Source organism: Paenalcaligenes suwonensis, from assembly GCF_011290505.1.
GTDB lineage: Bacteria > Pseudomonadota > Gammaproteobacteria > Burkholderiales > Burkholderiaceae_B > Paenalcaligenes > Paenalcaligenes suwonensis.
The window spans coordinates 95,849-108,055 of the sequence record NZ_JAANPV010000010.1 but is presented as its reverse complement, the minus strand read 5'-3'; the positions used below and the strand labels follow the sequence as shown (position 1 = coordinate 108,055).

14 protein-coding genes are annotated in these 12,207 nt (G+C 47.8%); 10 read left to right on the top strand and 4 right to left on the bottom strand.

Annotated features, from left to right (window positions below; translation table 11 throughout):
* The first annotated feature begins 266 nt into the window (after positions 1 to 266).
* The 8 genes from hydA to cuyB all read left to right on the top strand — a co-directional run bounded on the left by hydA (position 267) and on the right by cuyB (position 7,320).
* On the top strand, positions 267 to 1,733 hold the full coding sequence (gene hydA, locus GY634_RS14785) for a dihydropyrimidinase (protein WP_166409492.1): 1,467 nt from the start codon (positions 267 to 269) through the stop codon (positions 1,731 to 1,733).
* Positions 1,734 to 1,799: 66 nt separating this feature from the next.
* Positions 1,800 to 2,732, top strand: a complete 933-nt coding sequence (locus GY634_RS14780; RefSeq protein WP_166409553.1) for an N-carbamoyl-D-amino-acid hydrolase — start codon at positions 1,800 to 1,802, stop codon at positions 2,730 to 2,732.
* A gap of 63 nt (positions 2,733 to 2,795) precedes the next feature.
* Complete coding sequence (locus GY634_RS14775; RefSeq protein ID WP_166409491.1) at positions 2,796 to 3,641, top strand: transporter substrate-binding domain-containing protein; 846 nt, start codon at positions 2,796 to 2,798, stop codon at positions 3,639 to 3,641.
* Positions 3,642 to 3,701: 60 nt separating this feature from the next.
* On the top strand, positions 3,702 to 4,463 hold the full coding sequence (locus tag GY634_RS14770; RefSeq protein WP_423227307.1) for an amino acid ABC transporter ATP-binding protein: 762 nt from the start codon (positions 3,702 to 3,704) through the stop codon (positions 4,461 to 4,463).
* A 4-nt stretch (positions 4,464 to 4,467) separates the two neighbouring features.
* A complete protein-coding gene (locus tag GY634_RS14765) occupies positions 4,468 to 5,142 on the top strand; it encodes an amino acid ABC transporter permease (protein WP_166409490.1) in 675 nt (224 codons plus the stop codon).
* A 17-nt stretch (positions 5,143 to 5,159) separates the two neighbouring features.
* Positions 5,160 to 5,843, top strand: coding sequence for an amino acid ABC transporter permease (locus GY634_RS14760; protein WP_166409489.1), 684 nt, complete (start codon positions 5,160 to 5,162; stop codon positions 5,841 to 5,843).
* 21 nt (positions 5,844 to 5,864) lie between these two features.
* Entirely contained in the window at positions 5,865 to 6,545 is a 681-nt protein-coding gene (locus GY634_RS14755) for an aspartate/glutamate racemase family protein (protein WP_166409488.1), read from the top strand.
* Between the two features lie 28 nt (positions 6,546 to 6,573).
* Positions 6,574 to 7,320, top strand: a complete 747-nt coding sequence (gene cuyB / locus GY634_RS14750) for a cysteate racemase (RefSeq protein WP_207625621.1) — start codon at positions 6,574 to 6,576, stop codon at positions 7,318 to 7,320.
* Between the two features lie 75 nt (positions 7,321 to 7,395).
* Here the strand turns inward: cuyB and GY634_RS14745 are convergent, their stop codons facing one another.
* Positions 7,396 to 8,010 carry a glutathione S-transferase family protein gene (locus tag GY634_RS14745; RefSeq protein ID WP_166409487.1) on the bottom strand — a complete coding sequence of 205 codons (615 nt, stop codon included), beginning with the start codon at positions 8,008 to 8,010 and terminating at the stop codon, positions 7,396 to 7,398.
* A 49-nt stretch (positions 8,011 to 8,059) separates the two neighbouring features.
* Positions 8,060 to 8,422, bottom strand: a complete 363-nt coding sequence (locus GY634_RS14740) for an FCD domain-containing protein (RefSeq protein ID WP_278249051.1) — start codon at positions 8,420 to 8,422, stop codon at positions 8,060 to 8,062.
* A 90-nt stretch (positions 8,423 to 8,512) separates the two neighbouring features.
* Between GY634_RS14740 and GY634_RS14735 the strand changes: the two genes are divergently transcribed.
* The gene (locus GY634_RS14735; RefSeq protein ID WP_207625619.1) at positions 8,513 to 9,679 is read left to right on the top strand and encodes an FAD-binding protein; all 1,167 of its coding nucleotides are present in this window, start codon (positions 8,513 to 8,515) and stop codon (positions 9,677 to 9,679) included.
* 208 nt (positions 9,680 to 9,887) lie between these two features.
* The gene (locus GY634_RS14730; RefSeq protein ID WP_166409484.1) at positions 9,888 to 10,760 is read left to right on the top strand and encodes an EAL domain-containing protein; all 873 of its coding nucleotides are present in this window, start codon (positions 9,888 to 9,890) and stop codon (positions 10,758 to 10,760) included.
* Between the two features lie 3 nt (positions 10,761 to 10,763).
* On the opposite strand, the gene GY634_RS14725 is transcribed toward GY634_RS14730, so the two are convergent.
* Together GY634_RS14725 and GY634_RS14720 are read right to left on the bottom strand one after the other, a co-directional pair.
* Positions 10,764 to 11,423 carry a response regulator gene (locus tag GY634_RS14725; RefSeq protein WP_166409483.1) on the bottom strand — a complete coding sequence of 220 codons (660 nt, stop codon included), beginning with the start codon at positions 11,421 to 11,423 and terminating at the stop codon, positions 10,764 to 10,766.
* Between the two features lie 24 nt (positions 11,424 to 11,447).
* The gene (locus tag GY634_RS14720; RefSeq protein WP_166409482.1) at positions 11,448 to 12,128 is read right to left on the bottom strand and encodes a response regulator; all 681 of its coding nucleotides are present in this window, start codon (positions 12,126 to 12,128) and stop codon (positions 11,448 to 11,450) included.
* Positions 12,129 to 12,207 lie beyond the last annotated feature (79 nt).

Genomic DNA, 12,207 nt, shown 5'->3' with positions numbered 1-12,207 from the left:
GGCAGTATAAAAAAAGAGACTAGCTTATAAAACTTTGTGCGACACCTATGATTATAGGTTATGGGTGAAGGTTGGTTTTTGTTGTTTCTGTTATAAAAAAAATATGTTTATCAATAGCTTAGTGGATTTTGTGTTGTGGTAAGAGGACTTGGGTGGGCAGTATTCTCAAGTTTTCCTATCCGTGTTCTTCATGCATTCTATAACCATGACAACAAAGAAAGAGCAAGGCAGTAAAAGCTCTACATGGTAAGAAAGGAGTGCAGAGGATGACGCAGTTTGATCTCAGTATTCACCGAGCTAGGATTGTGACCGAGGACCAAGATTATATCGGTGATATCGGCATACAAGATGGCAAGATTATAGCAATCGGGGAACAGCCTTTAGCGGCAGGGAAGAAAGCAATAGATGCAGAAGGCTATTTGGTATTGCCTGGTGGTATAGATAGCCATTGTCATGTGGAACAGCTATCCAGTATGGGGGTGTTGTGTGCAGACAATTGGTACAGTGCCAGTGTGTCTGCTGCTTTTGGAGGCAACACTACAATTATTCCTTTTGCTGCACAGCATCGGGGCCAGTCTTTGAAAAAAGTGGCGGCCGATTATGCGGCCTCGGCCGCTAAACAGGCAGTTATTGATTACAGCTATCACCTGATTATTTCTGACGCGACGCCTGAGGCGTTACATCAGCATCTGCCGGAGTTGATTCGCAGTGGTATTACGTCATTCAAGGTGTTCATGACGTATGACAAATTAAAGTTGAATGACTCTGAGTTGTTAGACGTGTTCGCAGTGGCAGCACGGGAAGGGGCTCTTCCCATGATTCATGCTGAAAATAACGATGTGATTAATTGGATTACTCGTCATTTGCTAGCAGCAGGTTATACCGCGCCAAAATATCATGCCGTAAGCCATGATCCCAATGCCGAGGATGAAGCCACCAATAGAGCCATTAAATTGGCGTCAGTATTGGATGTTCCTGTTTTGATCGTGCACGTGTCCACGCAAGGTGGCGCACAAGTGATTCATGATGCTCAAGTGTTGGGAGCGTCAGTGCATGGGGAAACCTGCCCACATTATTTGTTATTAACAGCAGAAGACTTAGATTTGCCTGGTGTGGAGGGAGCTAAATTTTGTTGTAGTCCACCACCTCGTGACCCAGCCTCTCAAGAGGCGTTATGGCAAAGCTTAGCATCAGGTAGTTTGTCTTTATTGTCTTCAGATCATGCTCCATATCGTTTTGATGAGAGTGGAAAGCTACCTGCAGGTGATGCGACTACGTTCAAGATGGTAGCCAATGGCTTACCAGGCTTGGAGGTGAGAATGCCTTTGCTGTTTTCTGAGGGGGTACGTAAGGGAAGGATCAACTTACAGCAATTTGTTGCGCTGACTTCTACTAATCATGCCCGTATGTATGGTTTGTATCCCCAGAAAGGTTGTTTGCAAGTAGGCGCGGACGCCGATATCGCCATTTGGGATCCAGAGAAAGAAGTAACAATAAAAGCAGAGTCATTGCACGATGCCGTGGGCTATACCCCCTATGAAGGTAAAACCGTTACGGGTTGGCCCGTCACAGTGATTAGCCGAGGGGTATGCATAGTCGAGAATGAAACCCTGATAGCAGAGGCTGGTCGAGGCCAGTTCATCGCCAGAGGTGTACCTGCGCCTTTGATGCGCCAGCGTTCCATTGCTCCAAGAGCAGCCTTCTTGAGACAGCTTTTTTCTCAAGCAGATTAATTTTCATTCAATTGCAGTTTTCATTCGGAGTGTTCACTCATGGGTACGGTTGTGTCTAAAAAGAAGATGGGCTTAGCAGTGGCTCAAATGGGAGCGGTCAATCTGGCAGATTCTCGAGCAGTAGTTGTGGCCAGATTAGTAGAGATGTTGAAAGAGGCAGCATCAAGGCAGGCAGAGCTGGTAGTTTTTCCTGAGTTAGCGCTGACAACATTTTTTCCGCGCTATTGGATGTCAGAAGAAGAAGCTATCGAACGTTTCTTTGAAAAAACGATGCCAAATAAAGATGTAGAACCTTTGTTCGAGGCAGCTAGAAAACATCAAATTGGCTTCTATCTGGGCTATGCGGAAATCACTGAAGACGGTAGGAGATTTAATACTTCTATTCTGGTGAATAAGTCCGGGAAAATAATAGGAAAGTATAGAAAAGTACATTTGCCAGGCCACAGCGATCACAAAATTGAGGCTCCATTTCAGCACTTAGAGAAGAAGTACTTTGAAGTGGGTGACCAAGGCTTTGGCGTGTGGGACTTAGACGGCGTGCGTACTGGGATGTGCTTGTGTAATGATCGCCGTTGGCCGGAAACCTACCGAGTGATGTCACTGCAAAGTGCAGAGTTGGTCGTGCTTGGCTATAACACGCCTTCAGAAAATATCCATTGGAATGAGCCGGTACATCTGCGAACCACAACACATGAAATTGTTTTACAGGCTAGTGCTTATCAAAACGGTATCTGGGTTGCTGCGGCAGGCAAGTGTGGCTACGAAGATGGTTATCACATGATAGGGAGTTCGATGATTGTTGCCCCATCCGGCGAGATTGTCGCACGAGCTACTGGCGAAGATGATGAGGTCATTTTTACCAACATAGATCTAACGTTAGGGCAGGGATTCAGAGAGCATGTATTTAACTTTGAGAAGCATAGAAGACCCGAGCACTACAAGTTGATCGTAGAAAGAAAAGGTGCTGGAGAGCCTTTGGATATCGGTGTGAATGATTAACACCTAAAACTACCTAGTAATAATAAATATCTAACTCAATGAATTCCTAAAGGAGGAATTGTCATGGTTTTTAAATTTTCCAAAATTATAAAAACTTCGATAGTGGTTTTTTCTATGGCCTGCACAGTACCTGTGTCTGCAGACCCTATACGCAGTGCCATTGATCCCAATTTTCCACCGCATGCATTTCCTAATCTAAATGGCGGTTACCAAGGTTTTAACGTGGATCTTGGTGAGGAAATTGCAAAGCGTTTAGGAAGGGAAATAGTGATAGATGGTGCACAGTACTCAGTACTGATTCCTGCCTTAAATGCAGGCAAATATGACTTCTTGTTGGCGCCAACTACTGTTTCAGAGGAAAGAGCTAAATCTGTATTGTTTACAGAGGGTTATTTGGAAAATAATTTTACTTTAGTCGTTAAAAAAGACAGGGAAGACATTGCTGGTTTAGAGGATTTAAAAGGGAAAACCATCACGGTGAATAAAGGATCGGGCCCAGAGGAGTGGGCGCGAAAAAATCAACAAGAGTATGGGTATGAAATTGGGGTCTACGGCACGAATGCTGATGCGGTACAGGCCGTTATTTCAGGACGTGCTGATGCGAATCTGGCTGGGGTGACACCATCAGCGTGGGCTGTGAAAAGTAATCCCAGTATCAAAACCACATCGCTGATACGGACGGGGTCAGTGTGGTCTATTCCATTCAGAATTGATGACTTTGAGAATAGAGATAAGGTCAGTAATGCCCTGAAATGTATGAAGCAAGATGGGACATTGCAGGCATTGCATGAGAAGTGGTTTGGAATGAGTGCAGAGCCCGACTCTGCAACCGTTGTCATCGTAGAAGGGCATGGCATACCGGGTTTGTATGGTTACAGCGAAACCCCTGTTGAGCCTGTATGTAATTGATAGCGGATCCTCCTGAAAAGTTGCAACTGCTTTTCAGGAGGCTTTGAAGGAGGAGACATCGTGAAAAAACCAGTATTACAAATAAAAAATCTATGTAAGAACTACGGTGACACATTGGTGCTTAAAGGCATTGATTTAAATGTTCATCAAGGCGAGTTGGTTTCTATCATTGGACCTTCAGGCTCGGGGAAAAGCACTTTACTACGGTGTTGCAACAGGATGGAGCAGGCATGTAGTGGTGAAGTCCTAGTAGAGAGTAAAGATATTTACGCGGCAAAAGTAGACTTAAATAAGATGCGAGAGCGCATCGGTATGGTATTTCAATCGTTTAACTTGTACCCCCATATTGATGTGCTAGGTAATGTGACATTAGCACTTCGCAAAGTAAAAAAGCTTTCTGCTGAGCAAGCAAAACGCATAGCCATGGAGGCTTTGGCTAGGGTCGGGATGGATCATAAAGCGAGTGCACGAACTTCTGAGCTATCAGGGGGGCAACAGCAGCGAGTAGGGATCGCGCGTTCTATAGCACTATCGCCCGGGATCATTTTGTTTGATGAGCCAACCAGCGCTTTAGACCCTGAGATGGTAGGAGGGGTGCTGAATGTGATGCAAGAACTACGAGAGTCGGGTATGACGATGGTAGTGGTAACCCATGAAATGGGGTTTGCGCGTGAGGTTTCTGACAGAGTGGTCTTTATGGACCAGGGAAGCATTGTAGAGCAGGGGCTGCCTGAGCAGGTTTTTGGAGCGCCTCAACACCCGCGCACAGCAAGTTTTATTTCTCGATATGTGAACCAGTCTGCCAGTGTAGAGGGGGTCTAAGGTTATGGATTTAGACCGTTTGATTTTCACATTTTTTAATGTGGAAGTAGCAGAGCGTTATTGGCGTCAGGTTGCTGATGGGGCGATAGTCACAATTGAGCTGGGTATTTCTATTGTTGTTGCAGGATTAATATCTGGTTTTTTTCTTGCTTATATACGTAGCTTTCAAAACTCATCATTAAGAATTTTTATTATCTCATTTGTTAACGTTTTTAGATCGTTACCTCCATTGGTGTTGATAATACTTTTTTACTATGCTTTTCCTTTCCTAGGAATTTCATTCAGTGCTTTTACTGCTACATGGCTATCGTTAACGTTAGTGTTGGCGGTGTACTCAGAAGAGGTTTTTTGGGCTGGTATGGAGTCACAACCCAAAGGTGTAGTTGAGGCTGCTCGTTCTACAGGTTTGAACCACTCACAAACCATGTTGTTTGTCGTGATGCCACAGGCTACAAGAGTCATGGTTGCGCCATTAACCAACAGGGTTATCGCTATTACCAAAGGGACGGCGTATGGCTCAGTGGCTGCGCTCAACGAGATACTTAATGAGGCTACTTCTGCTACCAGTTTTGCTGGTAATCCTACTCCCCTGATGCTGGGTGCTCTTGGTTACATTCTTATTTTTCTACCTATAGTGATCTTTGGTCGTTGGGTGGAATTTAAATACGGCGTTAACTGATTTTAAGGAAATTAAGCATGGAAGAGATTGTTTACTATTTCTTTAATATCAGTGTTATTAAAGAAGTTTTTCCATACGTTATAGATGGCCTGCTGGTAACAATATTGCTTTCGGCTTGGGTTATACCATTGGGTATTGCTTCAGGGTTGTTGGTGGCTGTATTGGGGTTTGTTGTTAAGAACAGGTTGGTTAAGTGGTCTTTGATAGCGTATATCGATTTTTTTAGAGCCTTCCCGCCCTTGGTTTTGTTGATATTTCTCTATACAGGGCTTCCGTACTTGAATGTCGAGCTGTCTGCACTGCAGTGTGTGGCGTTAGGGTTCATGTTGAATAACTCCAGCTATTTTGGAGAAATTTTTAGAGCCGGTTTGCGTAGTGTGCACAAGGGGCAGAGAGAGGCCGCGCTTTCTACCGGTATGAAACGATGGCAGGTGCTGTGGTATGTGGAAATTCCCCAAGCGGTACGAAACGTGTTTCCCGATCTAGTTAGCAATGGGATCGAAGTGGTGAAGCTGACGACGATTGCCAGCGTAGTTGCTGTGCCGGAAATGTTGTACGCAGCGCGTACGGCGCAATCCATGTTGTACAACCCGACACCAATCGTTTTGGCCGCAGCGATTTATCTAGTGTTGCTACTACCTATGGTGATTGCTTTAGGTAAGTTGGAAAAACGGCAACGAGTACAGCAGGTAAAAGTGTGATGCTTATATGGTGGAAAAATCATGAATAAAAACAAATCTAATATCTTGGTGTTGAACCCTAATTCCTCATGTAAGGTCACGGCATCTATACAGCAGTCTATAGAGACAAGTGAGGTAGCTCAGTATGCTGCTTTTACGTATGAGTGTGTAAAGGGGGCTCCCGTAGGGATAGTGACTCAACACGATGCAGACCTTGCCGCGGTAAAAATGGTAGAGCATCTTGCAGAGGTAAATACTGATGCAGTGATTGTGGCGTGCTTTAGTGATCCAGGAGTGCTGGCAGCAAAGGAGCGGGTACCTTATCCCGTTATTGGTTCAGGAATGGCTGGGATACAAATGGCGTTAACGCGAGGTTCGCGTGTTGGGGTGATTGCGGTTGCCGAAGCGGCTATTCCTAGGCACTGGCGTTATTGGAAAACATTAGGTGTAGACCATGCAGTAGCGGATGAGGTGCCGCTTAATCTCACGGTAGAGCAGTCCGGAAATCCAGAGCTGGCGCTAGATCGTATGGTGATGGCAGCAGGAGAGCTAAAGGCGAAGGGGGCGGATGTATTGCTGTTAGGCTGTGCAGGAATGGCGGGTTTACGGCAGCCGCTTCAAGAGCAGACTGGCTTGTTTGTGGTAGAGCCTTGTCAAGCTGCGGCATATCTTGCCTTGTGGCAGTTAAGCTTAGGGGGCTTAGCAGGGGGTAGTGATGCATGAAGATATTGAACCAAGTATGGTCTTCAAAATGCACGAAGGGCAGCCTTACCCTGCTAGTCTGTGTTTAGGGGTGCTAGGAGGGATGGGCCCTTTAGCTGGGGCCGCATTTGTGAATCGTTTAGTGCAATTGACTCCCGCCAGTAGGGATCAAGAGCACTTGCCTGTAATTTTGCGTAATGACCCACGAATTCCTGATAGGTCTAATGCCAAAATGCAAAATGGGGGAGACCCTTTTCCTGCGATGAAAACAGGGGTTGAGGCTTTAGAGAAAATGGGCGTGAGCTGTATTGCAATCCCCTGCAATACGGCGCATCTATGGTACGAGGAGCTTGCACAGTCAGTTAGCGTTCCTGTACTGCATATTGTGGAGTCAGTAGTGCATGATCTGCATCGACAGGGATTACGTGAGGGACGTATCGGCATTATGGGGACACCTGCTACGTTGGCCTCTGGCCTATACCAAAAATACCTAGAACAAGCTGGTTTTGAGCCAGTAGTGCCTAATCAAAGCGTTATTGACGAGTGCTGTGTGGCAGCAATATCAGCGGTCAAAGCAAACCGTACTGTGGATGCTTTTTTACCGGCAGCAAAAGGGGTACAAGCATTACAGCAGCAAGGTGTGGTAGGTGTGGTATTGGGCTGCACTGAGCTACCGCTCGCGATTCCCCATGAGCGGCGCAGGGAGTTTGATGTGGTATTAACGGACTCTATAGATGCGTTAGTGCTAGAGGTTTTGGATTGGTTTGATGATGCAGAGCTTTTTTATTCTTTGTAATGTATAAATTAAGCACCAAAAAAGCCCAATGAAAAATTGGGCTTTTTTGTAAAGAGGATAGGAGTTTAAAGCGACCTAGCCCTTAGGAAAGGTCTCATGCATAGAGGGGCGTTTGGATACATCCGCAAACCACTGCGCCAGTTTAGGGTGTGTAGTGCGCCAGTCTTTATCGGGGAAACGGAAGTCCAAATAGCCTAGGGTACACGCGCCAGCAATAGCACCCGCGTGGAAACCACCCGTAGTTAAGGCATCAAACCATTTGTTTTCTAGGTCATCTAAGCCAGAGTCTACTTTTGCCATTTGGCCGTTAAACCAGTCTTCCCAGTACAGCTCTTTGGGGCGCATCACGGTTTCGTAGCGGCACAGTAGGCAGGCGTCCAGCATGGCGTCGCCCAAGGCTTCTAGCGTTAGGATTTCAAAGCGTCTATCAGCAGGGTAGAGGCTGCCTTCGGGGCTAGCTAGGCTGTCTACGTACTGCGAGATAACGCGGCTATCAAACAGTGGCGCACCACTAGGCAAAATAGCGCAAGGCACTTTGCCGGAGGAGTTCACAGCAACAATGTTGGGGTCACGTACTACAGGGCCTGCTGCAGAGCCCAGAATCTCGATAGAGTCTTGTACGTTACGTTCCCAAGCCGCCATCATGACTTTGCGTACATAGGGGGAAGCGGGGGAGTGAAATAGTCTCATGTTGATTATCCTTATTGTTGCTGTAGCACTGCTACAAAATGGGTGAGCCTTATAGGCCTATATGATGAAGTTTGCCGTGGCCGGAGCCTGTGGCGTCTGAATTCTCTTTAAGCTGACTTAGCATGTATTCGATGGAGAAGCTAACGTGTTCGCGCATGATGGCGCTGGCACGTGCTCCGTCGCGGTTGGCTAAGGCGCGTGCAATACGGTGGTGATCATCGTGGGTACGGATGAATATCTCGCGGCTTTTCCAGATGATGACGCGGTCTGAAATCAGCGGCACGTTGTAAATCTGGTCGATCATTTCTTTCACCCACGGGTTGGCTGAATATGCCATGATGTTGCCGTGAAACGAGACGTTCATTTGACGGTATGCTGCGTGGTGTTCAGGCAGTAGCGTTTCACTGGCCAAGAGCTTGCCCGGTTACGCCCGCCTATACGTGAATTCACCATTTTGGGTGGTTTGCAGTTAGGGCGTATGGGGCTGTTCCACTTTCCCCGTATGACCAGACAGTTCGCATCGTTTGTCTGGGCAGCCAAAGCCGTCGCAGCGTATTACAAAGATCGTCTGACGCACGGCAGAGACACCAAAATTAAGCTTGGCGCTGCACTGGTTGCACCGTTGGCTGAAACGGCTTTTGAACTGGGGATTCCCGTCTTCACTCAGTGTGAGTTGATCTCTATAGAACGTGACGAGATAGGGCACGTTGTGGCTGCCGTAGTACAGACGCCCGAGGGTGAACAGCGCATCAGCACTAGTGCAGGGGTGGTGCTATCGGCGGGAGGTTATCCACAAGATGCTGAGCGTCGTGCTGCCACGGTGCCGCATGTGCAAGCCGGGTTGCCGCATTACTCTATGGCACCAGAAAGTTCTACTGGTGGTGGTATACGTATTGCTGAGCAGGCAGGCGCGAAGTTTGTAAACAGTAATTCTGATGCCGCAAGTTGGGCACCCGTATCGTTGATTCCCCAGCCCGATGGCTCTACACGACCCTTTCCGCATCTGTTTATGGATCGCGCAAAACCGGGTGTGATTGCGGTTGGGCATGATGGGCAGCGGTTTACGAATGAAGCGGTGAGCTACCACGATTTTGTTCAAAATATGGTGGTCAAGCTACGGGAAGAAAAACGGCAGTCAGCATGGTTGGTGTGTGATCATGCCGCGTTGCGCCGTTATGGCTTGGGGGCTGTACCTTGCGCGCCGGGGCGCATAGGGCGCTATATACGCTCTGGGTATTTAAAAACAGGTGCCACGGCAGTCGAGCTTGCCAAGGCCACCGGTATTGATCCGGTAGGCTTAGCGCAGACTATCCAAAACTTCAATCAGCATGCAGTGACAGGGGAAGATCCCGCTTTTGGTAAAGGCTCTACCCCCTATCAAACCGCACTGGGAGACCCTGACCATAGCCCTAACCAATGCGTTAAACCCCTAGAAGGCAGGTTGTATGCCGTTGAGGTGTTTTCGGGCGATATAGGTACCACCATGGGGCTAGATATTACGGCGCAGGGCGAAGTACGAGATTGCGCTGGGCAAGTGATCCCAGGCTTGTACGCAGTGGGTAATGATGCCAATTCGCTTATGTCGGGTTCGTACCCAGGGGCGGGTATTACGCTAGGGCCTGCATTAACCTTTGGGTATTTAGTAGGAAGACGTGCAGCACGCGTGTAGCGCTACATATAGGTAGCAGGGTGCTAAGTTACTCAGCACCCTGCCAGCCTTCAGATTGCTCTTATCTTGTTTTCAGACAGGTCTTATCTAGCTTGCAGACTGCTCTCGTATTGAGTAGAAGCAGCGCATTTTATGCTACGGGCTAACGATGGCCTGTATAGCACTTTCTGTGGTGTATGGATGCCCATCTGCTGTTCGGGGATCCTTCATGTTTTCTTCTTTATTGACTTTACCGCCCCTCTCTAACGATAGAGGGCATTCAGAGCCGCGCACGTCGCCGGGTAAAGCATGGGGAAAACGTCATAGCACACCAGCCATCAGCCGATACGCGTTAGTGAATGCCCTAGAGCAAAAGCAGATGCAGGCCTGGTTTCAACCTAAGGTTTGTCTTCATACCCAGCGTTTAGTGGCTGTAGAGGTTTTGGCCCGTTGGTGTCATCCAGAGCAAGGGGTAGTAACGCCTAGTGTATTTTTGCCATGGTGCAGGGCATATGGGCTAGATAAGGCGTTATTGTTGCATATGCTGCACGAGGCCTTGGTGTTCCAAACGCGTTGGCGTCGTCAGGGCGTAACGTTGCCCGTCGCGATTAACTTACCTACCTATTTGCTCGATGATCCTGACTTGGCCTATACATTGCAGCAGACTGTACTGGCGCACCAAGGGGCCGCGGCAGATATTACGTTTGAACTGTTGGAAACATCGGATACCGCTACACCACAGGCTTTATATGCAGGGGCTAATCGTTTGGTGGCGTGTGGCTTTGGGTTGGCAATGGATGATTTCGGGGTGAATTACAGCTCTATACAGCGGTTGATGCTAGTGCCTTTTTCAGAACTGAAACTCGATCGCAGTCTGGTGCAGGGTATCTCTGCCGCCCCCCATCAAGCCGACTATGTACGGGCGGTCATTGAAGCCGGTAAACAGCGTGATCTGATTGTTACCGCCGAGGGAGTAGAGCAGTTTGCCGATGCGCGCTTGTTGCGCCAAGCAGGGTGTGATTATGCACAGGGCTATTTGTACTCTACGCCATTACCAGCTATAGAGTTAGCCCAGTGGATGCATAGGCATAAGATGGTGTGAAGGCTAGGTAAATAAATTATGCTGAGCGCAGAACGCAATCAGGTCTTGGTTGTTTTGCACATTCAGCTTACGCATGGCGGCTATTTTTTGCGCGCTGATGGTTTTAATACTACGGCTTAGTTGTTCGGCTATGTCGCTAATGGAGCTTCCCTGTACAAACAGTCGTAGTACTTCGAATTCTCTAGGGCTAAGTGTGCTGAGCCTATCTTGTACGGAGCTGTGTAAAGTGGCTCTGGATGCATACTGCTTAAAGGAGGCTGGATAGTATTTCACCCCCTGACGCAGTAGGTGTAGCGCCACCATAATCTCAGAGAGCTCATCTTGTTTGAGCACCACACCCTGTACTCCAGCATCATAGAGCGACGAAATAATCATAGGGTTAGAGACCATGGTTAGTATGATCAACTGAACGTTCTCAAACCTACGCTGCAAATAAGAAATAAAGCGAATCCCATCACCATATTGCTCGTCGCCAGGCATGGAGTAATCGGTAATGACAACATCCGGTGTTGATGCTTCCAACTGCTTCACAAGCTCTGATGGCGTGGCGACAACGGCCTCAACCTCAATGTTGATGTCTCGTCCTAGAAGCTCACGTATGCCCATCAGAATTAGCGGGTGGTCGTCAGCGATGACAACGCGCAGTTTATTGAAAGTTAGCATGCAGTATTCCTTGCGTATTGTTAGCTACGTTTTATCTATTAAGTCGCGTAGAGCAGTGCAGAGAGCAATAGCGTGGGCGTGGGCAGCATCGTGCCCATTGGCATCTTGGCTAAGCTGGATGTTGAGTTGATGCATAGCTTTAGCCATATCGTGTATCCCCATTACGACGAGGGCCCCAGCCATACGATGCAACACTATTTGTGCGGCGTCGTTGTTCTTTTCGTGCAGTGCTTGCTCTAACAAGGCTACATCTGTGCCCATGGTTTGTTGAAAAACAGCACGGTAGCGCTTAGGTATAGGGCTGTTGACCACACTATGTAGCAGGTTTTGTATAGCTGCAGTATGTAGTGGATGAATGAGCACAGCATTCATGCCCGCTTGTAAGCAAAGGGGCCGTTCTTCCAACTGATTGATAATACCAATAATAGGGGTTTGACTGCCTTGATGGCGTAAGGCTTGGGCAAGCTGGTAGCCTGTTTGATCCGGCAGATCCACGGCGGTAATCAGCAGATCATGACTGCTTTCGTTCCATTTTTGTAAGGTGTCGTTGGCATTATGGGCCAGTGTGGTGATACAGCCTATGCTCTCTAATTGTTCTTGTAACAGGCGTTGATGCAAGCGCTGATGCTCTACTACCAGAACATGTGGGCCTGGTGTTGTGGTGGTCTCCACATGGGTAGCAGCTTCATGTTGTAGGTCAGTCATGGCGAGACTCTCCAGTTGTACGTAGATTGTACAAGCTGGCTATTAGGGTGTCTGGCTTCAGCTAGAGGGTACTGCTGCT